This window comes from Arthrobacter alpinus, assembly GCF_001294625.1.
Taxonomy (GTDB): domain Bacteria; phylum Actinomycetota; class Actinomycetes; order Actinomycetales; family Micrococcaceae; genus Specibacter; species Specibacter alpinus_A.
Map to the genome: position 1 here is coordinate 2,939,471 of NZ_CP012677.1, position 24,088 is coordinate 2,963,558.

The 24,088-nt window shown below is 60.6% G+C and carries 26 protein-coding genes and 1 tRNA gene; 11 read left to right on the top strand and 16 right to left on the bottom strand.

Features of this window, described 5'->3' with window-relative positions; all coding sequences use genetic code 11:
- Window positions 1-25: 25 nt before the first annotated feature.
- Entirely contained in the window at window positions 26-304 is a 279-nt protein-coding gene (locus AOC05_RS13315; RefSeq protein WP_062007635.1) for a putative quinol monooxygenase, read from the top strand.
- 82 nt (window positions 305-386) lie between these two features.
- On the opposite strand, the gene AOC05_RS13320 is transcribed toward AOC05_RS13315, so the two are convergent.
- The 3 genes from AOC05_RS13320 to AOC05_RS13330 form a co-directional block, all read right to left on the bottom strand.
- On the bottom strand, window positions 387-764 hold the full coding sequence (locus AOC05_RS13320) for a thioredoxin family protein (protein ID WP_062007636.1): 378 nt from the start codon (window positions 762-764) through the stop codon (window positions 387-389).
- A 72-nt stretch (window positions 765-836) separates the two neighbouring features.
- Window positions 837-1,997: an MFS transporter gene (locus AOC05_RS13325; RefSeq protein ID WP_082358190.1), complete on the bottom strand. Its 1,161-nt coding sequence runs from the start codon at window positions 1,995-1,997 to the stop codon at window positions 837-839.
- 154 nt (window positions 1,998-2,151) lie between these two features.
- Entirely contained in the window at window positions 2,152-2,598 is a 447-nt protein-coding gene (locus tag AOC05_RS13330; protein WP_062007638.1) for a MarR family winged helix-turn-helix transcriptional regulator, read from the bottom strand.
- Between the two features lie 58 nt (window positions 2,599-2,656).
- Between AOC05_RS13330 and AOC05_RS13335 the strand changes: the two genes are divergently transcribed.
- Entirely contained in the window at window positions 2,657-3,190 is a 534-nt protein-coding gene (locus tag AOC05_RS13335; protein ID WP_062007639.1) for a GNAT family N-acetyltransferase, read from the top strand.
- A gap of 117 nt (window positions 3,191-3,307) precedes the next feature.
- The gene (locus AOC05_RS19000) at window positions 3,308-3,550 is read left to right on the top strand and encodes a hypothetical protein (RefSeq protein ID WP_082358191.1); all 243 of its coding nucleotides are present in this window, start codon (window positions 3,308-3,310) and stop codon (window positions 3,548-3,550) included.
- Window positions 3,551-3,556: 6 nt separating this feature from the next.
- Here AOC05_RS19000 and AOC05_RS13345 read toward each other — a convergent pair whose 3' ends face one another.
- From AOC05_RS13345 to AOC05_RS13355, 3 genes are all read right to left on the bottom strand, one after another.
- On the bottom strand, window positions 3,557-4,195 hold the full coding sequence (locus AOC05_RS13345) for a hypothetical protein (protein WP_154606087.1): 639 nt from the start codon (window positions 4,193-4,195) through the stop codon (window positions 3,557-3,559).
- Window positions 4,196-4,491: 296 nt separating this feature from the next.
- Window positions 4,492-4,576 (bottom strand) — tRNA-Tyr (locus AOC05_RS13350).
- A gap of 152 nt (window positions 4,577-4,728) precedes the next feature.
- Window positions 4,729-5,034: a hypothetical protein gene (locus AOC05_RS13355; RefSeq protein ID WP_062007642.1), complete on the bottom strand. Its 306-nt coding sequence runs from the start codon at window positions 5,032-5,034 to the stop codon at window positions 4,729-4,731.
- A gap of 201 nt (window positions 5,035-5,235) precedes the next feature.
- On the opposite strand from AOC05_RS13355, the gene AOC05_RS13360 reads away from it, so the two are divergent.
- Together AOC05_RS13360 and AOC05_RS13365 are read left to right on the top strand one after the other, a co-directional pair.
- A complete protein-coding gene (locus AOC05_RS13360) occupies window positions 5,236-5,724 on the top strand; it encodes a YajQ family cyclic di-GMP-binding protein (RefSeq protein ID WP_062007643.1) in 489 nt (162 codons plus the stop codon).
- A 220-nt stretch (window positions 5,725-5,944) separates the two neighbouring features.
- Window positions 5,945-6,256 (top strand): VOC family protein, encoded by a 312-nt coding sequence (locus AOC05_RS13365; protein WP_062007644.1) that lies wholly within the window; start codon window positions 5,945-5,947, stop codon window positions 6,254-6,256.
- Between the two features lie 20 nt (window positions 6,257-6,276).
- Here the strand turns inward: AOC05_RS13365 and AOC05_RS13370 are convergent, their stop codons facing one another.
- From AOC05_RS13370 to htpX, 4 genes are all read right to left on the bottom strand, one after another.
- On the bottom strand, window positions 6,277-6,951 hold the full coding sequence (locus tag AOC05_RS13370; protein ID WP_062007645.1) for a response regulator: 675 nt from the start codon (window positions 6,949-6,951) through the stop codon (window positions 6,277-6,279).
- A complete protein-coding gene (locus AOC05_RS13375) occupies window positions 6,948-8,267 on the bottom strand; it encodes a sensor histidine kinase (RefSeq protein WP_186760362.1) in 1,320 nt (439 codons plus the stop codon). Before AOC05_RS13375 ends, AOC05_RS13370 begins: the two co-directional genes overlap by 4 nt.
- Entirely contained in the window at window positions 8,254-8,955 is a 702-nt protein-coding gene (locus AOC05_RS13380) for a histidine phosphatase family protein (RefSeq protein ID WP_062007647.1), read from the bottom strand. Before AOC05_RS13380 ends, AOC05_RS13375 begins: the two co-directional genes overlap by 14 nt.
- A gap of 189 nt (window positions 8,956-9,144) precedes the next feature.
- On the bottom strand, window positions 9,145-10,017 hold the full coding sequence (gene htpX / locus AOC05_RS13385) for a zinc metalloprotease HtpX (RefSeq protein ID WP_062007648.1): 873 nt from the start codon (window positions 10,015-10,017) through the stop codon (window positions 9,145-9,147).
- 127 nt (window positions 10,018-10,144) lie between these two features.
- On the opposite strand from htpX, the gene AOC05_RS13390 reads away from it, so the two are divergent.
- Window positions 10,145-11,032: a hypothetical protein gene (locus AOC05_RS13390; protein ID WP_062007649.1), complete on the top strand. Its 888-nt coding sequence runs from the start codon at window positions 10,145-10,147 to the stop codon at window positions 11,030-11,032.
- A complete protein-coding gene (locus AOC05_RS13395; protein ID WP_062007650.1) occupies window positions 11,029-11,415 on the top strand; it encodes an ankyrin repeat domain-containing protein in 387 nt (128 codons plus the stop codon). The genes AOC05_RS13390 and AOC05_RS13395 overlap by 4 nt, the downstream gene beginning before the upstream one ends.
- 170 nt (window positions 11,416-11,585) lie before the next feature.
- Here AOC05_RS13395 and AOC05_RS13400 read toward each other — a convergent pair whose 3' ends face one another.
- Window positions 11,586-13,049, bottom strand: a complete 1,464-nt coding sequence (locus tag AOC05_RS13400; RefSeq protein WP_062007651.1) for a catalase — start codon at window positions 13,047-13,049, stop codon at window positions 11,586-11,588.
- A gap of 5 nt (window positions 13,050-13,054) precedes the next feature.
- Window positions 13,055-13,519: a Fur family transcriptional regulator gene (locus AOC05_RS13405; protein ID WP_062007652.1), complete on the bottom strand. Its 465-nt coding sequence runs from the start codon at window positions 13,517-13,519 to the stop codon at window positions 13,055-13,057.
- A gap of 149 nt (window positions 13,520-13,668) precedes the next feature.
- Here AOC05_RS13405 and AOC05_RS13410 point away from each other — a divergent pair, with 149 nt between their 5' ends.
- Window positions 13,669-14,304: a DUF2461 domain-containing protein gene (locus AOC05_RS13410; protein ID WP_062007653.1), complete on the top strand. Its 636-nt coding sequence runs from the start codon at window positions 13,669-13,671 to the stop codon at window positions 14,302-14,304.
- 45 nt (window positions 14,305-14,349) lie between these two features.
- Here the strand turns inward: AOC05_RS13410 and AOC05_RS13415 are convergent, their stop codons facing one another.
- Window positions 14,350-15,132 (bottom strand): oxygenase MpaB family protein, encoded by a 783-nt coding sequence (locus tag AOC05_RS13415; protein WP_197277832.1) that lies wholly within the window; start codon window positions 15,130-15,132, stop codon window positions 14,350-14,352.
- Between the two features lie 110 nt (window positions 15,133-15,242).
- Here AOC05_RS13415 and AOC05_RS13420 point away from each other — a divergent pair, with 110 nt between their 5' ends.
- Together AOC05_RS13420 and AOC05_RS13425 are read left to right on the top strand one after the other, a co-directional pair.
- Complete coding sequence (locus tag AOC05_RS13420; RefSeq protein ID WP_231687116.1) at window positions 15,243-16,511, top strand: N-formylglutamate amidohydrolase; 1,269 nt, start codon at window positions 15,243-15,245, stop codon at window positions 16,509-16,511.
- An 846-nt stretch (window positions 16,512-17,357) separates the two neighbouring features.
- On the top strand, window positions 17,358-17,609 hold the full coding sequence (locus AOC05_RS13425; protein WP_154606094.1) for a hypothetical protein: 252 nt from the start codon (window positions 17,358-17,360) through the stop codon (window positions 17,607-17,609).
- A gap of 179 nt (window positions 17,610-17,788) precedes the next feature.
- On the opposite strand, the gene AOC05_RS13430 is transcribed toward AOC05_RS13425, so the two are convergent.
- From AOC05_RS13430 to AOC05_RS13440, 3 genes are all read right to left on the bottom strand, one after another.
- A complete protein-coding gene (locus AOC05_RS13430) occupies window positions 17,789-19,129 on the bottom strand; it encodes an anaerobic C4-dicarboxylate transporter family protein (protein ID WP_062007657.1) in 1,341 nt (446 codons plus the stop codon).
- Window positions 19,130-19,240: 111 nt separating this feature from the next.
- Window positions 19,241-20,749 carry an amino acid permease gene (locus AOC05_RS13435; RefSeq protein ID WP_062007658.1) on the bottom strand — a complete coding sequence of 503 codons (1,509 nt, stop codon included), beginning with the start codon at window positions 20,747-20,749 and terminating at the stop codon, window positions 19,241-19,243.
- 703 nt (window positions 20,750-21,452) lie between these two features.
- Window positions 21,453-22,868 (bottom strand): FAD-dependent oxidoreductase, encoded by a 1,416-nt coding sequence (locus tag AOC05_RS13440; protein WP_062007659.1) that lies wholly within the window; start codon window positions 22,866-22,868, stop codon window positions 21,453-21,455.
- Between the two features lie 19 nt (window positions 22,869-22,887).
- Here AOC05_RS13440 and rarD point away from each other — a divergent pair, with 19 nt between their 5' ends.
- The gene (rarD, locus tag AOC05_RS13445; protein WP_326832352.1) at window positions 22,888-24,084 is read left to right on the top strand and encodes an EamA family transporter RarD; all 1,197 of its coding nucleotides are present in this window, start codon (window positions 22,888-22,890) and stop codon (window positions 24,082-24,084) included.
- The last annotated feature ends 4 nt before the right edge of the window (window positions 24,085-24,088 follow it).

Genomic DNA, 24,088 nt, shown 5'->3' on the forward strand with positions numbered 1-24,088 from the left:
AGCCCGGATCGCCTAGGCTGGTTCCATGAGCGAGATCATCAACCTACAGGTAACTTTCATCCCCAACGACGGCGAATTCTTCCGAGTCAAGCTCGCCCTTGACATTGCCATTGAGCAAGTTGTGGAGGAAACGGGTTGCATCCAGTACGAAATCACGGAGGAATCCGAGGAAAGGATCGTGCTGACCGAGCAGTGGGCCTCCCAGCAAGACCTCGACAAGCACGGCAAGGGGATCGCGGTCCAGGACCTCAATGAATCCCTCAGCGCGCTGCTGGCCGAACCGGTCAAGCTGGAGCGCCTTTAACGCATAACTGCCGCTTTCCCGTATACCTGCCGTTGGACAACAACGGGTATGCGGGAAAGCGGCAGTTTTGCGTGGTGGGCGCCTACTCTGCTGCCTGCTCCTCAGCCTTTTTGGCAACGGCGGCGTGCACTTCGGCCATGTCCAGTTCCTTGACGGCGGTGATGACCTTCTCCAGATCAGTCCCGCTTAACGCCCCCGGCTGGGCGAAAACCAAGACCTTCTCGCGAAACGCCATCAGCGTGGGGATGGAGGTGATGTTCGCCTCGGCGGCCAGCTGCTGCTGCGCCTCGGTATCCACCTTGGCGAACACGACGGCGTCATGCTTCTCGGAGGCAGCCTCATAGGTGGGCGCAAAGCGCACACAAGGCTGGCACCAAGACGCCCAGAAGTCAACGAACACGATGTCGTTATTCTCGATGGTGGTGCCAAACGTTTCAGTAGTGATATCAACTGTAGCCATGCGTTAACCGTACGCGATGAGGCTTCGGAGTAGGGAAAATTTCGCTGACCGCTTGAGGGCCGGGGGCTGGTTTTAGTCTGCGTCCGGTTCATGGGCGCTGAGGAAACGGCGGCCGCCAAAGATCACCGCGGCACTGATGAGCACGGCAGCCGCTGCAACATAGAAGGTGATAGAGGCGTTGAAGTACTCTGCGATCCGGGTGGCCATGAACGGCGCCAGCGCCCCGCCCATCCAGCGAACGAAGTTGTAGCCGGCACTGGCCACCGGCCGTGGTGAATCCGAGACCGACATGGCCATTTCGGTGAACAAGGTGTTGTTGATGCCCAGCAGAGCGCCGGAGGTGACGGTCAGAATCACGATCAGGGCAACGGAGTTGCCGGCGGCCAGGGCCAGGCCCACCAGGATCAGCATGAGGACCAGCAATGAACCCATCAAAGCCCGGGTGGGGCCGAAGCGGCGCTGCACCACAGGTGCCACAAATACTGAGAACACCGCCACAGCAACACCCCAGCCGAAGAAGACGGCACCAATACCGTAGGCATCGAAGCCCAGGATAAACGGCACGAAGGCCAGGATGGTGAAGAAGCCGTAGTTGTAGAACAGCGCGCTTCCGGCCGTGGTGCGCAGGCCCTTGTGGCCCAGGGCCAGCAGCGGGTCACGCAACCGTGTCTTGGCGGCAGGTACGGAAGCCTTCGGCAGCAGGATCATCACCAGGACAAAGGCGATGGCCATGGCCGTTGCCGTACCAAAGAACGGCGCTCGCCACTGCCAGCCGCCCAGCAGGGCGCCCATCAGCGGGCCCAGCGAGAGGCCCAGCCCCAGTGCCGCCTCATACAAGATAATGGCTGTGGCTGCGCCGCCGGAGGCGACACCCACCATGACTGCTAGGGAGGTAGCCACAAACAAGGCGTTGCCCAGGCCCCAGCCGGCCCGGAAACCCACCAGCGCATCCACCGTGTTGGACATTCCCGACAGTGCGGAGAACACCACAATGATGCCCAGACCGATGAGCAGCGTCTTCTTGCCACCAATCCGGGAGGAGACAAAGCCGGTGACCAGCATGGCGATGGCTGTCACCAGGAAATAGCTGGTGAACAGCAAAGAGACTTCGCTCGGGGTGGCTTCGAGGTTCTTGGCGATCGCCGGCAGGATCGGGTCCACCAGCCCAATGCCCATGAACGCGAAGACAGCGGCAAACGCCACCGCCCAGACGGCCTTGGGTTGTTTGAGCATCGATTGCTTCTCGGAGTGGAGGGTACCCTCACGGGTTTGGGTTGCCCCCGTTGTGGAATTGGCCTGCACGGTTTCTCCTCAGAACTGCTTGTGGTTTCACTTGCGTCGACCCTCGACGCTGGTGCGCGACTTTTGTCCCAGCGTGCCGTCGCGCTCAGTCGGTGGAGGACTGTTGTGTCAGGGCTGCATTGAGCTTTGCAATGGCCGGAATGGCGTTGGCAATGGATGATCGTTCGGCGGGGCTGAGCGTCTCAAGCGCCGTAGCCATAGCGGCGTTCCGGCGCCCGTTGGACTCTGTGAGCTTGACTCTTCCGACAGCGGTGAGCTTGACCAGCACCACGCGGGCGTCGGAGGAGTCGGAGATGCGCTGCACCAGGCCGGCGGCCTCGAGTTTGATGATCTGCTCCGTGGCACTGGGGACCCGAATGCCTGCGTTGCGGGCGATGTCGCTGACCCTCATGGGGTTACTGGAGATCATGTTCAAGGTGCTCAGCTGCCCAATGCTCAGTTCACCTTCGGCATCCATGGACCGCACCAAAAACACTGCTTGGCGCAAGATGTGGCGGTAGCGGCCGGCTAGGTCCTGAAGATCTTCTCTCATAGTTAGGTAGTCTAACAATTTAGGCTTCTGAGTGTCAATTTCGAACTGGCATAGGCACATGGAATTGACCACTGCGCGACTGGTTCTGCGCGAATATTCGGCTGCGGATTTTGATGCAGTCCACGCCTTCGCCACCGACCCCCGAACGGTGCTCTTCGTAGACTGGGGCCCCAATACGGAGCAGGACACGCTGGATTTTCTGAACTACTGCGACACGAGCGCCCAGGCGGTGCCGCGAACGGGGCACACCCTGGCCATCACCCTGGCCGGCGTCGTCATAGGGTCTGTGGGGCTCACAGTGCACCACGGAGCCAAGGCGGAGATCGGCTACACGGTCAATCCCACCCACTGGGAGCTGGGATACGCCACCGAAGCAGCCAAGGCCCTGCTCGACTTCGGCTTTTCAGAGCTGGCCCTTGACCAGATCACGGCCACCTGCCGGCCGGAGAATGTGGCCTCAGCAGGCGTCCTGCGCAAGCTTGGCATGGCTCAAACGGGGCATCTGAAAAATGACCGGCTCATTCGAGGAGCCTGGCTTGACTCACTGGTCTTCAGCACTACTGCGCCACAGCTGTCATCCAAAACCGGGTAAAGGTACACACCCAGTTCACGGCAATTTCACTTCTTTCACGCATACTGGCCGAGTTGACTAACCACACAGTTGGTTCAGATTGACGCTTTGGTCTACAACGGCATCCCAGGAGGAATCATGACCCGCCCCACCCATCATCATGCGTTTGTTCACCCCGTCGACGTGCAGTTGTGGCCACAGTTGGCCCCCGACCAGCCGGTGTCCCTGATCAACGAGCGCGGCTGGCGCCTCCGGGGAACCGTGGAGACACTCACGAATGACCGCCAATGCCTGTGGATTCAGCTCGACGCCGGCATGGGCCGTCAACTCATCCACCACCAGGATGGTTTTATGCTCGAAAACACCCTGCCCGGCCACTGATTGTTCCTAGCTATAGGGTTCGATCATGGAGACAAATTCCTTCGCTTCCTCTTCCCCAATGTCCGCATGATCGCGCAAAAGGCGTGCCGCGCCGTCGTAGTCTCCGCTTTGGGCTAGGGCGCGGACCTGCCCAAAAATCTCCTCATTTAGGCGTGTGCTGGCAACTTCCCGGACTTCCTCGCCCTGGGAAACTATGGCCCGGTATCTGTACGCATGGGGGGCTGGCGCCACCGCGGGCACCGGAGCTGCTGCAACAATGTCGGCAACAGTCAAAGGGCTTTCCGTTGCCGACGAGACGGCAGGCGCCGGCGACGGCTGGGGAAATTGAGCCAACGCAGCTACCGCCGCGGCCGACTCCCCCAGGCTGGTGCCGGTGGCACTGCGGTAGGCCTTGACTGCGTTCAGGACCTGCTGGCGGGCGATCAACGAATAGACGCTTTGATGGGTCTCCGGCGTCAGTTTGGCACTCGCCTCCTGCGCCATCTCTCTGGTGATTTCGCGCCCATGGCGTTTGGCGTTGCCCCCGGCAGGCTCCGAGCTGGCCGCATTCTGACTTCGGCGGGTCTTTCGGCCCATCAGCCAAGCGACGAAGGTCACGACAATGACAACGAGCACGACAATAAGCATCGGGACAAGGTATTCCATACCCTAACCTTAAGGCCCCCGCCGCATTCTGGCTGCCCGGAATTAATCGTTTGCCAATAAACCGTGCCCGTTGGGATGGACTTGCGGCCCAGGGCGATCCCCACAACAAGAAGCGGCCCGCCCTGGCCATAAGGGAAGCCCTTATGGTCCCCTGCGTCCGCGGAGTTGCCGAGGTAGCAGGTCAGCGCCGAAACTCTACCCAGCGCCGGGCTGGTCTCGGCGGGCACGGGCTACTTCAGCGAGGGAGTGGCGGTTAACCTGAAAAGCCCGGAACCTTGTGGTTCCGGGCTTTTCCCTGGTGGCAGATACTGGATTCGAACCAGTGAAGGCGTTGCCAGCTGATTTACAGTCAGCCCCCTTTGGCCGCTCGGGTAATCTGCCATGGCCACCAAGCTCCACAAGGGAGTTTGGTTTCGCCCCCATCAAGTGGGAGCAGTAAAACTGTACAAGGTATTTGCCCAAGAATCGAATCGAGAGTTTTTTTACCCCACGATGTGCTCACAACACGATCTTGCGGCGCAGACAACCCGGCCCTACGCCTGAGATTGGATCCGTTTGACCAACTGATCTTCCAGGAACACCGCCTGCTCCGGGGTGACCTGTTTCAAGGCTACGGCCCGGGCCATGTCCTCCTGAATGCCGGCGATCCTCGACGATGCCGAATTGGTCGGCGAAGCCAAGATCGACGCCGGGTCGGGGCTGACCACGGGCCCTGCGAGAACGGCTGCCGCCACCAGCGCCGCCGTCGCAACCGCCGTTGTTACGGTTGCCTTTACGCCCGGACGAGCCTTTGCTGCGACTCTCACCTGCGCACTTGCGATACCTTCATCAGTGTTCATCGGTCCTCCATTAAAGCGGTGGTCTCAACTGCCTCAACAGTCGCCGACCCACATGTGCACTTGCCCCATGAAGACTTGGAGCAAACTGTGAGCGGAACTAGCAACGAGGGACCCAAAACTCGCTTCTCTCGCTTTGGGTCCCTCGGGCACTAGGCTTAGATTCAAAGCAAACGTTCAAATTTCCAAGTAAGTGGAGGAATCATGGCTAGCGAGTCAACGTTCGACGTCGTCAGCAAGGTCGACAAGCAAGAGGTCGCCAATGCGCTGCACCAGGCCCAGAAGGAAGTAATCCAGCGCTACGACTTCAAGGGCGTGGGCGCTGAGATCGATTTCAGCGGAGAGAAGATCCTGATCAAGGCCAACTCCGAAGAGCGTGTTATGGCTGTCATGGACGTGTTCGAGTCCAAGCTGATCAAGCGTGGCATCTCCTTGAAGTCCCTGGACGCCGGCGAGCCGTACGCTTCCGGTAAGGAATACCGTCTCGAGGCGGAGATCGTCGAGGGCATCGCCCAGGACATCGCCAAGAAGATCAACAAACTGATTCGCGAGGAAGGCCCCAAGGGTGTTAAGTCCACCATCCAGGGAGACGAACTGCGCGTAAGCTCCAAGAGCCGCGACGACCTCCAGGAAGTCATGGCGCTGCTGCGCAAGTTCGAGGATGCCGACCTGCAGTTCGTCAACATGCGCTAACGACTGCTAAAAGAGGCGCTTGCCGTTGAGAGTTCTTCCCCGCTAACACTGGGTGAACTCCCAGCCGCTAAGCGCCTTTTTGTCCTCGTCGGGCCTATGTGCGGCGCATAAACTCTGCAGTGTTCCACACTTCCCCCAACCCAGGAGTGAGCACGAGCACAACGGAAATCCCAGCCGGGGCACCTTGCTGGATTGACCTGGTGACCCAAGCGGCGGCGCCGTGAAGTTCTACCAAGACGTGTTTGGCTGGAATACTTCGGTCATGAGCGACACGCCCGAATTCCGGTACACCACCCTCGGCGAAGGGCGTGAAGCCTTGGCTGGCATCATGGATGCATCCGTGTACCTGCCCGATCAGGTTCCCTCGAATTGGCTGGTGTACTTCCAGATGGACGACGCCGACGCCACCATCGCGACGGCACTGACCTTGGGTGCCACCACCGTGAACCCGGCCGAGGATTCCCTTTTCGACCGGATTGCTGGGCTAAGCGACCCTACAGAGGCATGTTCAAGCTGTGCCAGCCGCCAGTAGAATAGGCGACCAGGTGGAGCCTATCCACCGGGTTGAACCAGCCCGGTGTCGTAGGCCAGCACCACCATCTGCACCCTGTCCCGCAGCCCCAGCTTGGCTAGGATCTTGCTGACGTGGGTCTTGACAGTTTGTTCAGCTATGAACAGTTCTGCAGCGATCTCATGGTTGGACAAGCCCCTCCCCACTAGGGTCATCACCTCTCGCTCGCGCTCGGTCAACCCCTCGAGCTTTTCGCGGCAGCGGGCAGGCCGGGGCCCGGACTGGGCAAATTGTTCAATGAGCCGTTTGGTCACCGACGGGGCCAGCAAAGCCTCACCGGCGGCGACGATGCGAACGGCGGCCACCAACTCGTCGGCGAGCGCATCCTTGAGCAGAAACCCGCTGGCCCCAATCTTCAGGGCGTCGTAGACGTAGTCGTCTACGTCAAAGGTTGTCAGCATCAGCACATGGGGTGTGGATTCGCCGCCCTCGGGTGTGTCCGCCAGGATGATTCTGGCGGCCTCCAATCCGTCCATTACCGGCATGCGGACATCCATGAGCACAACGTCAGGGCGGTGCTGGGCAGCCATTTCCACTGCCCGGGCGCCGTCTTCGGCCTGCCCCACAATGTCAATGTCCGCTTGCGCCCCCAGCAACGCCGCAAACCCTTGACGGACCATGGCCTGATCGTCAACCACTAAGACTCGAATGCTCACATCTTTGACTTTCCAGGTTTAGTTTTGTTGGCGCTGACCAGCGGCAAGATAGCCACCACGGAGAACCCGCCATCCGGCGTCGGAGTGCAAAAGACTGAACCACCCACAATGGCTGCCCGCTCGCGCATCCCTATCAACCCTTGCCCCACGTGGGAGCCGCGGTCAAGCTGTGCCATGACGGCCCCAATGGCCGACGGCGTGTTCACAACAGAGAGCTCCAGTCGCTCCCTGTTGCCGTTGAAAGTAATGGCCACCTCAGCCCCTGGCGCATGCCGAATCACATTGCTGAGGGCCTCCTGGACAATTCTGTACGCGGTCAAGGCGATGATCTCCCCCACACTGTCCAGCTCGACGCCGGAAAGGTCTGGTTCCGGGACGTGGACACCGGCCGTGCGGGCGGAGGCGAGCAGCCCGGGCAGGTCACCAAACCCAGGTTGCGGTCCCATCTCCCGCCCGTCACCGGCGCTGCGGAGGGAACCGAGCATGCTGCGCATCTCTGTCATGGCCCGCCGCGAATTTGCTGCAATGTCATCAAATTCCTGTTTGAGCTCATCGCTGATCCCCGCATGTCTGTAGGCCGCGGTAGTTGCCTGAACCACCACCACTGACATGCCATGGGCCACCACATCGTGGAGCTCGCGGGCAATCCGGGTCCGTTCCTCGGCCAGCCGGCGCCGGGACTGCTCATCGGCGCTGAGAGTTCTCTCAGCAGCCAACTCGGTGCGCAGATGCTGCCACTGCTGGGCCACAACGGCGGCCACCATGAGCCCACCAGACACCGAGGCGAAGATGACAACGTTGATCTGGGCACCCGGGGACTGGCCCTCGGGCATGGTCAGATAGTTGGCAATGACCCCGACGCCCACGCTCATGAGCCACGCGGCGGCCGCCACCATCCAATGGCTGCGCAACCCTGCCACGCAAATCACCAAGACCTGGGTCACCATGGCTACAACGCTGAACGGCATGGGTGCAGCCCCAAAGGGGACCGACACCAGCGGCAAGACCATCAGAGGAATCAGGGAAATCAGGACGCCAGCTACCGGTCTGGCGGCGGTCAGTCCCAGCGATGCGGAATGCAAGATCGCCATGCCCAAGCCAAAGGGCAACGCCATTTGATACAGGCTCATGTTCAGTGGCGCACCGACCGCCAGCAAGGCAATACAGACCGCCGCGGTGACCAGCCACACCCAGCTGAGCTTCTTCATCCGCCAAAGGTTGACGGTGCTGAAGGGCGTCTGGGCCACGAGGGACTCCAAGGTGTGCCCACCGGTGCGCATCGGACCGGTGGGCACACCTGCCTTAGCCTTCGTCATGGTCGGCATGGAATGCACTCGCGGCGAGCTCCGCCGTCGGACCGTCAAAATCTGTTCCACCCAGTCCCCCGGCCGGCGTCCCGTGCCAGGACTCAATGTGCCAGCCGCCGCGCGCAGCACCAGCCCCCGGTTCACCCTCTAGGACCACAATGCCGGTGTTGGAGAGCTCGTGATAGGTGGGGTCGCTCCAGTCAATATTTCCGGAGCGGTGCCCTGCCCAGAACCTGATCATCGCCCCGTGGCTGACCATGACCACGGCGCCGTCGGGTTGGTGCGCTGCGGCTTCCTGGACCACCGCGTCGAAACGGTCCAAGACGTCAATCCCGGATTCGGCACCGGGCATGCGCGCAGCCAGATCGCCCCTCAGCCACGCCTTCATAGTTGTCATATATGCCATGACCGACTCCAGGTCACCCTTCATCTCCAGCGATCCGGCACTGATTTCCCGCAGGCCATCGCGCACGGTCGGTGTCAGGCCCAGCTCTCGGGCAAGTGGCTGCGCCGTTATGGCAGTCCGCGTCAACGTGGAAACGTAGAGCGCGCCGATCTGTTCATCGCGCAGAGCGGCAGGGACCGCGGCCGCTTGTTTCTCACCGAGTGAGGTCAGTCCGGGGCCGGGAACCGCCGTGTCCAGAAGGTTCAAGATATTGTTGGGTGTCTGCCCGTGCCGAATCAAGATCAATCGCATACCCCCCATTCTGTACCATTCCCCTGCCGGCGTGCTTACAAATCCGCCATGGAGGTCGCCGCAGGCTTGACCCGCCCCGGACGGGGACGATTGCGATGATGTTTCAGAGTGCACCCGACCACGGGCCACGAAAGGCTCCAAGAGCTGGGCCGGGGTGGAGGTACTCTCACCACTGGAGGCTGGGAAAAATCAATGCCCCAGCGGACGACCGGCCATCTTTTCCAGCCGGGCGATCCGCTCGCTCATGGGCGGGTGCGTCGCGAACAAGTTCTTCGCCCCGCCGTTGGCGAACGGGTTAGCGATCATCATGTGGCTGGCATTGACCAGGTTCTGCTCCTGCGGCAACGGTGCCCGCTGAACGCCAACTTCGAGCTTGCGCAGTGCCGAGGCTAACGCAAGCGGGTCGTCGGTGAGCTTGGCGCCGTCCTCATCGGCGTCGTACTCGCGCGTACGGCTGATGGCCAGCTGGATCATGGAGGCCGCCATCGGGGCAAGGATGGCCATGGCAATCATCGCTATCGGGTTTGCATTCCTGCGGTCGCCGCCACCAAAGAACAGCATCATCTGTGCCACGGAGGTGATGACACCAGCCACGGCAGCCGCAACAGAGGAAGTGAGGATGTCCCTGTTGTAAACGTGCATGAGCTCATGCCCCAGCACACCCCGCAGCTCGCGCTCATCCAGGATGTTCAAGATCCCCTCCGTGCAGCAAACCGCCGCATGCTTCGGATTGCGGCCAGTGGCAAAGGCGTTGGGTGCCTGGGTTGGGGAAATGTAGATGGCCGGCATGGGCTGGTTTGCCTTCACCGAGAGTTCACGCACAATCTGGAAAATTCCCGGCGCCTGCGCCTCGGTGACCGGATAGGCCTGCATGGACCTGATGGCGATCTTGTCGCTGTTCCAGTAGCCATAGGCCGTGGTGCCCACACCAATGAGCGAGAAAATCCATAACGGTGCCGCGCTGTTGGTCCCTGCGGAAATAATGGCACCAATGCCCAGCAAGACGGCCCACAACACGCCAAAAAGCGCCGCAGTCTTAAGCCCGTTGAAGTGGTGGTGCATGACTGCTCCGTTCGCTAGTACCCTGTACACCCCTAACGCACCAGTACCGGCCGTTGTTCCCGGCCTACGGCCACCGGTACCGCTCCATCAGCTATGCTGGCGGAGCGTGCCGGAAATGGAGGATCCTGTGTCAGCTGTGCGTGAGCAGTTGTTCGCCTCGACCTTTTGGAGTGCTCGGCGTGCCAAATTCCCTTTGACCGAGGGCCACTTTGTGCTCCGCCTCAACGACCCGGCCATCGAGTTTGGCCCCGCCTCCGCCGCCGACCTGCTGCGCTGCTACGGACATCTGCGCCTTGCCCTGGCCGAGCTCGCCGGAGCCACCGCGGCACACCTGTACATCGCCTTGAACTGGCAGCCCGTAGGCGACGCCGTCGGCGAACCGCTCGCCGAGACCTCGACCCCCACCCTGCACGCCTTCTTCTTTTTCCCGGGAAGCACGACGGCGTCGTCCGTGCTCCGCCTTCCCGCCCACCTGCGAGTGGCCGCAGGGTGCGCCGGCGGCCTCGACGCCCGGCTTCGAGCGTGGAACGGCGGTAAAGTTGCTGACACCGACCCCGCACCGGCACTACCGCCCGATCCTGCGCAGCCACGTCCCGGGGATCCCGCGCCAGGCCAGGACCGCTCGTGGGAACCAACCGGCTGGGAGGACCGCCCCTTTCACATTGAACCGGCATGGCCCACTGCGGGCGAACCTTTCCGCGGCGGGCATTGGACCGCGATTGTTCGCTCCCGCGTCGGCTCTCTGGACCGCATGGACCCGGCAGCCCTGGTTGACCTGGCCGCCACGATGCAAGCCCTGGCAAGCCACTCGCGTCCGGCTTTCCAGGGCGTCACTGTGTGGGTCCGCGACGTGTGGGAATCGCCCACCCCGGCAACCTTTCACATCTTCGCCCGCCGGCACGGCCAGGGTACCGCGCAGGTAGCCGATTTCGTTGCCCACGGTGGATTGGATTTTCCGCTGCCACGGGATGGGCAGAGGAAAATCGGTGACCCATCGCCTACTGTGGAAAGATGACTTCAAACCCATCACTCAACGACGACCAGAGCGCCCAGGTCATCGCCCTTGCCATGGATCTGGCTCGTGACGGCAAGACGAACGAGCTCGCGGAGTTCCTTGATCATGGGCTCGCCGTGGACATCCAGGATGCCGACAGCAATACGCTGCTAATGCTCGCCGCCTACCGGGGACAGGCGGCGACGGTGGCCCTGCTTTTGGACCGCGGCGCCAGCCCGGACCTCTGCAATGCCCGGGGCCAGTCACCCATCGCCGGAGCACTTTTCAAGGGTGAGGACACCGTCGTCGCCCTTCTCGTAGCCGCCGGCGCCGACCTTGACGCGGGAACGCCCACGGCCCGGGCCACCGCTGCCATGTTTGGCCGCGAGCACCTCCTGGACTAGATTCTCCGCACTGTTATGCGCCGCGCTCCCGGTGAGCATGGCGCAGAACAGTGTCATGCGCCGCACTCCCGGTGAGCATGGCGCAGGACAGGACACCGCCGTCGTCGGGACAAACAAAAACTGTCCGGAGCCAGCCGCAATGGCCGGTTCCGGACAGTTTTACGTTGCTGCTACTTCGACGCTTGCAGTGCTTCGATGGCCTTGCGGACACCTTCGCCGTAGGCCGGGTCGGCCTGGGTGCAGTTGTAGATGTGACGCTCGATGGTCGCCTGTGAGGCACCGTCTATGGCGCGGGCAGTGTTCTCGAAGAGCACCTGGCGCTGCGCGTCGTTCATCTTTTCGCGGAACAGGATGCCCGGCTGCTCAAAGTAGTTGGCATCGTCTTCGCGGTAGTTGAAGCGGTCCGCCACCGCACCAACAGCCAGTGCCGGGTCGGCGTAGGCCGGCTGCTCGGCCCACCGGCCGTAGGAGTTCGGCTCGATGCCGGGAGTGCGGCCCTGGTTGCCGTCAACACGGCCCTGACCGTCACGGTGGTACGTGTTGGTGGGGTTCTTCGCCGCGTTCACCGGGATCTGGTGGTGGTTCACACCGAGGCGGTAGCGCTGGGCGTCGCCGTAGGAGAAGAGGCGGGCCTGCAGCATGCGGTCCGGGGAGAAGCTGATGCCGGGGACCACGTTGGCCGGTGCGAAGGCAGCCTGCTCAACATCGGCGTGGTAGTTCTCGGCGTTGCGGTTGAGTTCCCACTCGCCAACCTCGATCAGCGGGTAGTCCGTCTTGGACCAGACCTTGGTGAGGTCAAACGGGTGGTACTTGTAGGTGTCGGCGTCGGCCTCGGGCATGATCTGGACCATGAGCTTCCACTTGGGGAAGTCGCCGTTTTCGATCGAGTCGAACAGATCGCGCTGGCTGGACTCGCGGTCGGCAGCAACCAGGGCGCCGGCCTCTTCGTCGGTCAGGTTCTCGATGCCCTGCTGGGTCACGTGGTGGAACTTGACCCAGAAACGCTCGCCTTCAGCGTTGATCAGGGAGAAGGTGTGCGAGCCGAAACCGTGCATGTGGCGGTAGCCATTCGGGATGCCGCGGTCGGACATGACGATCGTGACCTGGTGCAGTGACTCGGGCAGGTTCGTCCAGAAGTCCCAGTTGTTCTCGGCGCTGCGCATGTTGGTGCGCGGATCGCGCTTGACGGCGCGGTTCAGGTCGGGGAACTTCAGTCCGTCACGGAAGAAGAACACTGGGGTGTTGTTGCCCACCAGGTCCCAGTTGCCTTCATCGGTGTAGAACTTGACCGAGAAACCGCGGATGTCGCGCTCGGCGTCGGCAGCGCCGCGCTCACCGGCAACGGTGGAGAAGCGTGCAAACATTTCAGTCTGCTTGCCAACCTCGGAGAAGATATTCGCCTTGGTGTACTTGGTGATGTCGTTGGTGACGGTGAAAGTACCGAAAGCACCTGAGCCCTTGGCGTGCATGCGGCGCTCGGGGATGACCTCGCGGCTGAAGTGGGCCAGCTTCTCCAGGAACCAGACGTCCTGCAGGAGCATGGGTCCGCGGGGACCGGCGGTGAGGCTGTCCTGGTTGTTGGCAACGGGCGCGCCAGCGGCCGTGGTCAGGGGTGCGGTGTTTTCGATAGTCATCTGTACTATTCGCTCCTTGTGGGATTGTTTGGTTCTACTTCATCAGTGTTCTTGGCGGTGCAGTCCGGGCACGTGCCCCAGTAAATGACCTCAGCCTCGTCGATGGAGAATCCGTGGCTGTTAGAGGCGTGCAGGCACGGGGCCTCCCCCACGGAACAGTCGACGTCGGCGATGTCGCCACAGCTACGGCAGACCACGTGGTGGTGGTTGTCACCCACCCGGGCCTCAAAGCGCGCCGGCGAGCCCGAAGGCTCAATCCGGCGTACCAGGCGGGCCTCGCCCAGCGCCGCCAGGACGTCATAGACGGCCTGCTTGGAGACACTGCCGAGGTCCTTGCGGACTGCACCAATAATGGTGTCAGCATCAGCGTGCGGATGGGTCCGGACTGCGTCCAGAACAGCAACCCGCGGAGCCGTCACGCGCAGCGCGGCTGCTCGCAACATCTCTTCGGGGTTCTGCCATGTGTCCATGGCTCCACTCTTGCATGCTTTCTGGACTGAGTCCAGTAAGGCCTTCTTTTGGGGGACCCTCCTGCACAGGGGCAGCTGACTGCCGTTCACCCCACAATCGTGACAACGCGCCTAGTACCGGGCCGGAGGAATCCGTAGGCTCCTTGTCTATGAACACATTGGCCGGCATTCCAGGAGCAGCGTGCGAGTTTTATGCCGAACTCGAGCAAAACAACAATCGTGAATGGTGGCTGGCCCACAAAGACCAATACCACGATCTCGTGAAGGTCCCGCTGGAAGCCGTGCTTGCCCAACTAATGCCCGTCTTTGGCGACGCCAAGCTTTTTCGGCCCTACCGGGATATGCGATTTTCACTCGACAAGGCACCCTACAAGAGAGCGCAGGGCGCCTTTGTCTCAAACTATGAGGGCGTCGGATTTTACCTTCAGGTCAGCGCCGACGGTCTCTTGCTGGGGGGCGGTTACCGATCGTTCTCACCCGCGCAGCTGTCACGGTACAGATCTGCTGTGGACGCAACTGCCAGCGGAGAAGCCTTGGCGAGGATCGTTGAGAACCTCGCAATGGCCGGGTTCACCATTGACGGGCAGATACTCAAGACCGTACCGCGTGGCTTCGTGCGGGATCACCCCCGGGCCGAACTACTCAAACACAAGACGCTCGGCGCGTCGCTACTGCCGGGCCGGCCGGAGTGGATGGAGACGGCCAATCTCGCCACCGAGGTGGCCGCCCGATGGGAACAGCTGCGCCCGCTCGTGGACTGGGTCATCCGCTACGCACCGCCATGAGCGCGGCAGTTGAGCCCGTCGATACCCAGACCTGAACGTGCTCGATCAGTGCAGACGCTTGAGGTAGAAGTGCATCGGGGCGTGACGGATACGCCTCGGTGTGATCCTCACCAGGACTGCGGCCAGCTTGAACATTGCCGCAAGCGCCTTGTCCTTGCGCGTAGACCAGGCAAAGCCATACAACTCCCGCAACGACAAGGGAAGAAGACCGACCGTCAGGAACCGTGCCAGCGGCATGATGGCTTTCACCCACAGTGGCGCATGCCTTGCTGCCAGCAATTCGTGTGCCACCGACCTGATGGTCTCATCCACCCGCAATGAAGTCAGCTGACATTCCCAGTAAACGGCAAAATCTGCACGGGTCGCCGGCCAGAGGTCTGCAGGCATGCCCAGCGCAGCGCCAAGTACGCCATAGTCCCTGTACACAGTTTCAGCAACGTCTGGGCCCAAGGCCGGGAACAAGGCGCGGTAGCTTTGCATTCCGGAGTCATAGAGGGTGGCTGCCACCCATAGTTGGAGCACCGGGTCACCGGCGGAGTAGGCAGGGTGTGCCGCGGTCCTTGGCCCTTTGACCGGGTGGTGCGCACGCTGGACCCGTACCTGCACCAGTTTCTGTTGCTCCGGGGTCCCGTTGGTCAGCGCATAGATGTAGCTGAGCGTCCCGTGAAGACGCTTGAGCGGATCCGCCGCAAAGTTCGAGTGCTGTGCCACGCCGTATCCCACACCCGGATTGGCCAACTGCAATAGGATGGCCCGTCCGGCACCGGCCAGGATGACGGCCTCCGGGGCAATGTCCGCAATGCTCAAAACATGCGTGCGTCTGGACAAAAGGCCGCCTGCACGCGAAGGCGTTTGCGTGGGTTCTGAGCTTTGGCTCGCGTTACCCGTCACAGTCCGCCTCCACCTTGTTGTTCAAATGATGTTGCCACCCAGTCAGCTTGACACAGCCAACTGGGAGTGAATCGCTTGCTTCTCAGTGGCGCCTCGCACAGGTAGGCTCAAGAGACTTCGCTGCGCACCCTAGAGAGGTCCGGTCATTCGTGCCATTTCCACTTTTCTCAAAAGCTCTAGGATCACCTGTATTGATTCCAGCCGGAACACCATTCAGCCCCGATGACATCACCTTCTTCCAGGGAAAGCACTCCGGGCGAACACTGGCAGAAGCCATAGGGGAAGCAGATCTGGTGGTTTCCTGCCCACACGCAGGCGACGCTATTCCAGAGGAAATCGCTGAATTCTTGGCGCCGGGATTCACTCACCGGCTGCAGTCCGACTACAGCGACAGGACCACTGGACCAATCTGTCAGGCGTGGGCGGCCCTAGACAGCCGCATCCTCTTCGTGCAGAACCCTCATCCACGGCTCTTGCGGGACCCAAACCGAGCGAGACCCGATGATTTAGGCCCACAGTTACGCGAAGCCTTTGCGAGGGTCCGTGCGGCAGGCGCATGGAACAGAGTGGATTTAACGGGTGTTGACACCATCCGTCCTGTGACTTTTTCCTTTTACCCCCTGCTCAAGGTTCCCGAAACCGATACCGAGCTCGAGCATATGGTGGCAGTCTTTACCGATGTTGCCAGCCGCGGTCTGGAGGTCTATGAAAAGACTAGGGACAAACTCCGGAACGCCGTGCTCGAATCGACCACGGCACGAATTGCCGGAACGGGACAACCCGGGCATGTCTTTACCTTGTCATTCCACGACACCATGAACCACACCACCACCAGTGACGGTGCCGTAAATGTGGAACGTGCCGAGCCGGACAAACTACCTGCTGTGGCGGCGTTGTCCAACCGCGGAGACGAAAACGGTGAACGGCGTGGTGAGGAAGTGATCACCATGGACCCCGAAATGCTCCGAGTTCTCGCCGATTGCCACCGGGCAGGTTTCAAAACGACCGACCCAGCAGCGGTGACGCTCAACAAGCCCTATCTAGGTAGCCAGGAGATCGTCGCGGCCGGCACTCTATTCCGATCTCTGACGGATTCAACGTTCCGCAAAGCAATCGGCAGCAGCGAACTGGCTGTGGGGGCCGTACAGGCGGAATTCTTGCGTGAATTTTTGATCGGCGAGGCAGCCACCAAGGAACTCTTGCAACCTGGCACTGGATGGCCCAAAGAAGATCCGGCTTGGACGATGAAACTGGCGCATGCCTGCAAGACCAGCTGGGATGGGTTCCGTACTTCCTTAGCCGAGGCAACCAAGTAGAGCCAGAAACGCCAGGTTGCTGGCCCTACCATCACCACGATGACAGCCTAGGACAAATATTGAGGGGAGCCGGGTAGCTCGCCTCTGCGAGCTACCCGGCTCTCTACTCACCGTCGCTGTTTTGGAAGGGTGCCGCTTCGCCGGCGACTATTGTTGGCGAGTTCGTCCCCGGGCACCGCCGAGAGAAGCCGCACCCATCACCAGAAGGATTCCTGCTCCAAGGATCAAGGAGATACTACTGGAGCCTGTGTACGCCAGCTCACCGGAGACAGAAGATGTCGAAGGATTCATGCTCGTCACAGGCGAAGTGGCCAGTGAGGTCGCCGGAAACCACGCAGGCGCCGTAGCAGGAGTGGTCGCGGGAGCGGCGGTGCCGCTACCGGTTCCACCGGCACTGGCGAAGCCCTGCTGTGCTGCTACCGGAAACCCGGCGCCATCCATCGTCACCAGTCCGGAGTTGCTGTACAAGCCCTTAGCGGTGTCCGTAAGTGAGGCTTTAACAAACTACTGCACGTAGATGCCCTCGGGCAAGGACTGCGCACCCACCCAAATTACCGTAAGTCCAGAGGGATCGCAGATGAAACTTGTCGGCGGGCAGGCATCGCTGGGATCGACAATGGCCCTAGTGGCTCCAATCTTGGTTCCGACCACGACGTATTCGGTACTGCACTCCAAGGCCATGCCCCTGGAGTGTCCGTGATGGTGAGAGCATTAACGTCGTTGCTCGTCGTGGGGGCGATGATCCGGGACCGAAGTTTGGTTTGTGATCCATCGATCCACCACATGTATCTAACTGCCGAGGTTAAAGCTGCTAGCACCCACCATTCCAATTCGGCGGACAATTGCATGCTGAATGTGCCCCCCGCATCGGACTTATCAGGGTCCGCCCAGGTACACGTGAAATTCACCAGGCCCCATTGGCTGACGGTCCTCGCCGTGGTGTTGATCGAGGTGATTGCCGAGGGAATCACCTCCTCCGAAGCACTGTTGGCCCCCGCCAAGAAGCCGGCGAACAACAAGGGTAACCCCATCACCAAAACTAGGAATCCTGCCAACCGGCGCTGCCTGCTTTGGTTGATCATGTACATCGTTCTTTAATTAGTGAATCCGATTGCGGCTTCACTAAGAGCACACGCCAAATTGCGGCATGAAAAAGTGCCATCTACTAAGGAACAGTGGCTTTGCTGCGAACCATGACGCAAAAAATCGCTAGGCTTCTTCCACAGGATAGAAGCCCTCCACATTTCGGCACAAGTACGGCAATTGGTTCATGCGAGCTAGCTCAGAATGGCGCCCAAAATGGCGCCGGGAATAAGAGTGCAGACGGCCAAAACAATCGTCGGAACAAAGAAGGAATGATCGTAGAGTTTGGTGCCAAGTTTGGTTGATCCACTCGCGTCAAAGTTCGCCGCAGCGATCTGCGAACCGTTGGTAGGGAGCAGATAGATTCCGGCAAAGGCGCCGGCCCACATTCCTGTAAGTAGTGCCGGAGCCATTCCCGCGGCCAAGCCAATGGGCACCACCGTTCTAGTGGCCGTTGACTGGCTGGTAGTCAGGACGCAGACCAGGAAAACACCCAGGGCGAAGATCCAGGGGGCCTGCTGGACCAAGGCTCCAACACCTGTCGCAATTTGCTCGGTATGGGCGCTCAAGAAGGTATCGGTCAACCAGGCCAAACCAAACAGCGCAATGGCAGAGACCATGCCGGCTTTGAACACAGAGGTACTGGGTACTTCAGAGATTTTTGGCTTGCAGATAAGGAGGATCAAAGTTCCCACGAGCAGCATGATGACCTCAATCATGGGCGTCATGGCCATCGGGTTCCCTGATGCATCAAGGGGCCGGATACCCTTCCACAAGCCAAAGACCACGATTGCGGCCACGCCCAGGAAGAAGATGAGCGCAGCGTTGCGACCCTCTTTGGTCACCGTCACCTGAACTTCGGCGGCAGAACCAGCGGCGTCAGGTGCGGCAATGACTCCCGCGGCGATTTTGGCCTGAATCTCGGGATCTTCCTCGATTTCCTTGCCCAATTTGTTAACTACAAACGCGGCTGCGATGATGCCTATCAGTGCCGCCGGGAACGTGACTTTGATGATGTCGATGAGTTCAAAGTTGTAGGGCCCGACGGCGGTCAGGGTCACCATGGCCGCCATAGCGGCGGAGACCGGGCTACAGGCAAGCGCTACGCCCGTGGCCACCACGGAGAGTGAAAGTGGACGCGAAGGGCGGACGCCATTGCGGTAGGAAAGATCGGAGATGACTGGCAGCAACGGGTATAAGATGTTGCTGGTTCCGGCACCCACAGCAAATAAGAAGGAGACAAGCGGGGCAACAAAAGTAATGCGTTTGGGATTCGTGGCGATGAGCTTGGCGGCGATGGAAACCATCCAATCGATACCTCCGGCCACCTGCATAGTGGCACTGGCAACAATGACTGCCATGACTATCAACAAAGCATCAACTGGCGGGGACCCCACAGGTAGCCCCAGGACGAACACCAGGACAGCTACGCCGGCACCGCCCCACAGCCCCAATCCGACCCCGCTGGACCGTGTGCCCATGACAATGGCGCCCAGAACCACAAAAAGCTCAACTATGAAACGTACGGTATCCATCGATGCCCCCACCCGAAGAGATTGTTTCAGGCCAGATTACAGTAGGAAAAGTGGCAATCGGCCGGTATGTCTCGGTAATCGGGAGGAATCAATCCCGCAGGATTCACAGGTCTACCTGAGGTTCTGTGGAACGCTCGTGGCAAGGCCGGCGGCTTCTTCACGGTGCAACCGTGAATTCCAATGCCCGTAGGAGAAGTAGAACACCAGCCCCACAGCCAGCCATATGGCAAAGAAGACCCATGTCAGGGTGGCTAGGTTGAACATCAGGTAGATGCACAGCAGGGCGGAGAGGGTGGGGATGACCGGACCAAACGGGACCCTGAAGGCCGGCTTGAGATCGGGGCGCTTGTGCCGCAAGACCATGATGCCAATGCTGACCATGACAAACGCGCTGAGCGTGCCAATGTTGATCATTTCACTGAGCAGTTCCACAGGGGTGAACCCGGCCAGAATGGCCACTAGGGCGCCACACATGATCTGGGTCCGCGCCGGTGTGGCGTGCTTGTCCGAGGTCCGGCTCAGCCCGCGGGGCAGTAGCCCGTCACGGCTCATGGCCATCGTGACCCGGGCAAGGCCCATCAGCAGCACCATGATCACGGTGGTCAGGCCAATCAGGGATCCCAGGGAAATGATCACCACGGCCCAGTCGGCGCCCACCAGGGCAAACGCTGTCGATAGTGAGGGATCGGCTTGGGCGGCCAAATCCTTGTAGGAGACCATGCCGGTGACGGCCAAGGTAACCAGGATGTACAGCACGGTGACCACTGCTAGGCCAGCAAAAATGCCACGGGGCAGGGTCTGGGAGGGGTTCTTGACTTCTTCGGCGCTTGTGGCGACAACATCGAAGCCAATAAAGGCAAAGAACACCAGCGCGGCACCGGAAATGATGCCGGCAAAGCCGTACATGGCGGGCTCACCGCCGGTCAGCAAGGAAATGAATGGCTGGTGCTGCCAGGCCACATCGGTCAACGGCGACGGCTGCGACGACGGCACAAACGGCAGGTAATTCTCGGCCTTGACGTAAAAGAAGCCCACCACGATGACAAAAATGACGATGCCGATCTTGATCATCGTGAACACGTTGTTGATGCGGGCCGATAACTTGGTGCCGATGACGAGCACCACGGTGAACGCGGCAACAACGATCAGCGGACCCCAGTAGACGTGGACGCCGCCGATGGCAAAGTTCGATGGCACGTTGATATTGACTGCTTGAAGGAAGTTGCTCAGGTACACGCCCCAATACTTGGCGATCACCGAGGCCGCCATCAGCAGTTCCAGAATAAGGTTCCACCCTATGATCCAGGCCAGCAGCTCCCCCACCGTGGCGTAGGTGAAAACGTAGGCGCTTCCAGTGACGGGGATTGCCGTGGCAAATTCGGCATAGCACATGATCGCCAGGGCGCAGGTGATGGCCGCCAGAACGAAGGACACGGTGACGGCCGGGCCTGCGTAGTCGGCCGCGGCCTTGGCACCCACGGAAAAGATGCCGGCACCCACGGCCACGGCGATCCCCATGATCATCAAGTCCCACGTGCTCAAGGTGCGTTTGAGCGAGTGCCCTGGCTCCTGTGCATCAGCCAATGATCGTTCAATGGATTTGGTTCGGAACAAGTTCATGGAAACCGCTTAATCTTCAGGTGCGAACAACCTTTCAAGAGTAGCGAAGCACTACCAGAACAATCATATTCAATGAATTTTTTCTCATATTGTGAGATTTTGGTTCGTCATTTTGTGACTTGTCCATCCATAGGCGGAGTTTCAGAACGCCATTGCCACGTTGAAATCAGTGGCGCCAAGCGCCGAACTTCAGCGAATACCGGCGCATCACTGCCGTGGTGGTGCTTGCGTGTGGCGTGGCGTGGACGGAGCGTGAACGGCAGGAGAGATTGCGGTCCCGTCGCAGCCCCGGTGCCCGCATTCGTTGGCTGCCTTTGGTTGGGATCGAGCCCGCACCAACCCGCACTGCCAGTGCGAGATCAGGAAATCGTGACAAGAAGATTGATAACTTTTTGAAGAGACTTTTTTCGCCCCCCGTCCATCTTCTCGTTCACCTTCACGGGTAGCTCAAGTGGCTGGCTATCCAGTGACCAGCGTCCGCTGCCCGGCCGTCAATTGGTACCGCCGAGCATCCTATTGGCGTCTCTGGTGCGGACCAAGATGGCGATGAAATCGGTTGCGGCACCGGCAACTTTGATCCCCCGCAAAAGGTTTGTTCTTCGCATGTGCAGCTATCACGAGAAAACCCGTTAGAAGTGAGCTACTCACTTCTAACGGGTTTGTGTTGCAGAGCTTCAGCCCACCATTTCTTGGCGGTTCGGCGTTATTTGTTGGAAATGTTGACCATCTGCTCGCGGTCCACGACCTTGACGCGTTCGCGGACCACCTCCACCCCGGGCTCGGGCACATAGATGGCACCGAGCCCCTTCTCATGGGCGTCAAGCTTGTTCCAACCCTCCCACGTGGTGTAGTCGACGCCGCGGGCCTGCAGCAACGCCACGATTTCCCGCTCATCCGGGCGTTCCGCGGGAGGCAGGCCGGCACGGTCCTCCAAAAGACAGCCAACGGTTTCCAGTGCGTCACCCTTGGTGTGCCCGATCAGGCCAACCGGCCCGCGCTTGATCCAGCCCGTTGCGTACAAGCCGGGGACAGGATTCCCGGCCGGATCCACCACTCGGCCTGCAACGTTCGGGATCACGCCGCGCTTGGCATCGAAACCGACCTCGGGCAGTTCCGAGCCGAAGTAGCCAACGGCACGGTAGACGGCCTGGATCGGGTACTGGAGAAATTCTCCGGTGCCGCGCACATTGCCGGTGCCGTCGAGCTCATTGCGCTCAAATTTGATTCCGGCCACCTTGCCAGCCACCCCAAGAATTTCCACTGGTGTGTGCAAGAAGTGCAGGTGCAGGCGGTGGGAGGCCGGCGTCCGGTTTTCCTCGTGTTCCTCGGCCAGCCAGTTGCTGAACGTGTTGACCATGGTCTTGATCTGGTTGTTGGACTTGATGGCGGCATCGGAGGCCTCGTCAAAGTCAAAGTCCTCGTCGTACAAGACGATGTCCACGTCCCGGGAATGGCTGAGTTCGCGCAATTCCAGGGGTGTGAACTTCACTTGTGCCGGGCCGCGGCGGCCAAAGATGTGCACATCGGTGGCCGGAGACTGCTTCAACCCGGCGTATACGTTGTCCGGAATTTCGGTGACGAGCAGGTCATCGGCATGTTTTGAGAGTACCCGGGCAATGTCCAAGGCCACGTTGCCGTTGCCAATGACGGCAATTTCCTTCGCCCGCAGAGGCCACTCGCGCGGCACATCCGGGTGCCCGTCGTACCAGGAAACAAAGTCCGCCCCGCCGTAGGAGCCGTCCAACTCGACCCCGGGAATGTTCAGGTCCGCGTCCTTGAGGGCGCCGGTCGCGAAGATGACGGCGTCGTAGTGGGTGCGAAGATCTGCCAGTGAGAGGTCACGCCCATAGCGCACATTGCCAAAGAAGCGGATGTCGCCGCGGTCCAAGACCTTGTGGAGGGCGTTCATGATGCCCTTGATGCGCGGGTGGTCCGGGGCCACGCCGTAGCGGATCAGGCCGTAGGGCGCGGGGTGGTCCTCGAAAATGTCAATGCTGACCGTGACGTCGCCACCGGCAACCTCCTGGGACTTCGTCAGGATATCCGCGGCATAGACGCCCGCCGGACCGGAGCCAATGATGGCGACACGGAACGGCCGAACGGTGCTGGAGTGAGACAAGAAGGAGTCCTTCCGAACTGTGGATCGCGGAACCAAGGCAGTGCGCGACGAAGGGGGCATGCGTCGAACCGTCGCCACTTTCCTTAGTGTAATTCCCCTGCACGACGGCGGTAAGGGCCTGTCGTGGAAAGTGACCAAACGCTCAGCCCCCGAGGCGGACACGGCGTCCACCACCGCTCTCAATCCAATCGTTGACAGGTGGTCGTGGAATTTACTGGCCAAACCTGCTCTTATAGGCACTGTGCCACTTAGCGAATCATCTCCAGGGAATATCCGGAAGTCTCAAGGCAAGGCTTTCAAGCCCGCGCGTTCCGAGGCAGCGACCGGGGTGCTGTATGGCGTTGGCGCCTACGGGCTGTGGGGGCTGCTCCCTATCTATTTCATCTGGCTGATCCCTGCCAACAGCATTGAAATCGTGGCCAACCGCGTGGTGTGGTCGGTGCTCTTTTGCGCTTTGATCATCACGGCGACGCGTGGTTGGGGAAAATTCGGGGCCGCCGTGAAGAACCGGCGCATCCTGGGCACACTCGTCGTTGCCGGTTTCCTCATTGTGATCAACTGGCTCACCTATGTTTTTGCGGTAACCACCGGCAGCGCCATCGAGGCCTCCCTGGGCTACTTCATCAACCCGCTCGTGTCAGTACTGATCGGCGTAATTGTTCTGAAGGAAAAACTCCGCCCCCTACAGTGGATCGCGATCGGCGTAGGATTCGTGGCCGTCGTCGTACTGACCCTCAGTTACGGCAAGCTCCCCTGGATCGCCTTGGTGCTGGCCTTTAGCTTTGGCACGTACGGATTCGTGAAGAACAGAGTGGGTGGCAAGGTGGACGCCATCACCAGCCTAAGCGTGGAAACAGCGGTGCTGACGCCTTTCGCCATCGTGGCGATGCTGGTCCTGGCGTCGGCGGGGCAGGCCACGCTGACGGGTATGGGGCCGGGACATTTTTGGCTGCTCGCCGCCTCCGGCATCATCACCGCCGTTCCCCTGCTACTATTTGGTGCCTCCGCGAGCCGGCTGTCGATGACGGGAATCGGTCTGCTCCAGTTCATGACGCCGCTGATCCAGTTCGTCGTGGCCATCACGTTGCTGGATGAGCACATGGGGCTGGACCGGTGGATTGGCTTCTCGATCGTGTGGGTGGCACTGATCATTCTCACCTTCGACATGCTGCGCAACTACAGGCACACCACCCGGCTTCGAAAAGCCACGCTCTGAAGCA

Excerpts from the sequence above, each read along its gene's own strand:
- AOC05_RS13395 (WP_062007650.1), top strand. The coding sequence starts at position 11,029 with ATGACTTCAAACCCATCACTCAACGACGACCAGAGCGCCCAGGTCATC.
- AOC05_RS13315 (WP_062007635.1), top strand. The coding sequence starts at position 26 with ATGAGCGAGATCATCAACCTACAGGTAACTTTCATCCCCAACGACGGC.
- htpX (WP_062007648.1), bottom strand. The coding sequence starts at position 10,017 with ATGCACCACCACTTCAACGGGCTTAAGACTGCGGCGCTTTTTGGCGTG.
- AOC05_RS13425 (WP_154606094.1), top strand. The coding sequence starts at position 17,358 with ATGCTGAATGTGCCCCCCGCATCGGACTTATCAGGGTCCGCCCAGGTA.
- AOC05_RS13360 (WP_062007643.1), top strand. The coding sequence starts at position 5,236 with ATGGCTAGCGAGTCAACGTTCGACGTCGTCAGCAAGGTCGACAAGCAA.
- AOC05_RS13400 (WP_062007651.1), bottom strand. The coding sequence starts at position 13,049 with ATGACTATCGAAAACACCGCACCCCTGACCACGGCCGCTGGCGCGCCC.
- AOC05_RS13345 (WP_154606087.1), bottom strand. The coding sequence starts at position 4,195 with ATGGAATACCTTGTCCCGATGCTTATTGTCGTGCTCGTTGTCATTGTC.
- AOC05_RS13330 (WP_062007638.1), bottom strand. The coding sequence starts at position 2,598 with ATGAGAGAAGATCTTCAGGACCTAGCCGGCCGCTACCGCCACATCTTG.
- AOC05_RS13355 (WP_062007642.1), bottom strand. The coding sequence starts at position 5,034 with ATGAACACTGATGAAGGTATCGCAAGTGCGCAGGTGAGAGTCGCAGCA.
- AOC05_RS13430 (WP_062007657.1), bottom strand. The coding sequence starts at position 19,129 with ATGGATACCGTACGTTTCATAGTTGAGCTTTTTGTGGTTCTGGGCGCC.
- AOC05_RS13380 (WP_062007647.1), bottom strand. The coding sequence starts at position 8,955 with ATGCGATTGATCTTGATTCGGCACGGGCAGACACCCAACAATATCTTG.
- AOC05_RS13325 (WP_082358190.1), bottom strand. The coding sequence starts at position 1,997 with ATGCTCAAACAACCCAAGGCCGTCTGGGCGGTGGCGTTTGCCGCTGTC.
- AOC05_RS13405 (WP_062007652.1), bottom strand. The coding sequence starts at position 13,519 with ATGGACACATGGCAGAACCCCGAAGAGATGTTGCGAGCAGCCGCGCTG.
- AOC05_RS13335 (WP_062007639.1), top strand. The coding sequence starts at position 2,657 with ATGGAATTGACCACTGCGCGACTGGTTCTGCGCGAATATTCGGCTGCG.
- AOC05_RS13375 (WP_186760362.1), bottom strand. The coding sequence starts at position 8,267 with ATGACGAAGGCTAAGGCAGGTGTGCCCACCGGTCCGATGCGCACCGGT.
- AOC05_RS13435 (WP_062007658.1), bottom strand. The coding sequence starts at position 20,749 with ATGAACTTGTTCCGAACCAAATCCATTGAACGATCATTGGCTGATGCA.
- AOC05_RS19000 (WP_082358191.1), top strand. The coding sequence starts at position 3,308 with ATGACCCGCCCCACCCATCATCATGCGTTTGTTCACCCCGTCGACGTG.
- AOC05_RS13410 (WP_062007653.1), top strand. The coding sequence starts at position 13,669 with ATGAACACATTGGCCGGCATTCCAGGAGCAGCGTGCGAGTTTTATGCC.
- AOC05_RS13320 (WP_062007636.1), bottom strand. The coding sequence starts at position 764 with ATGGCTACAGTTGATATCACTACTGAAACGTTTGGCACCACCATCGAG.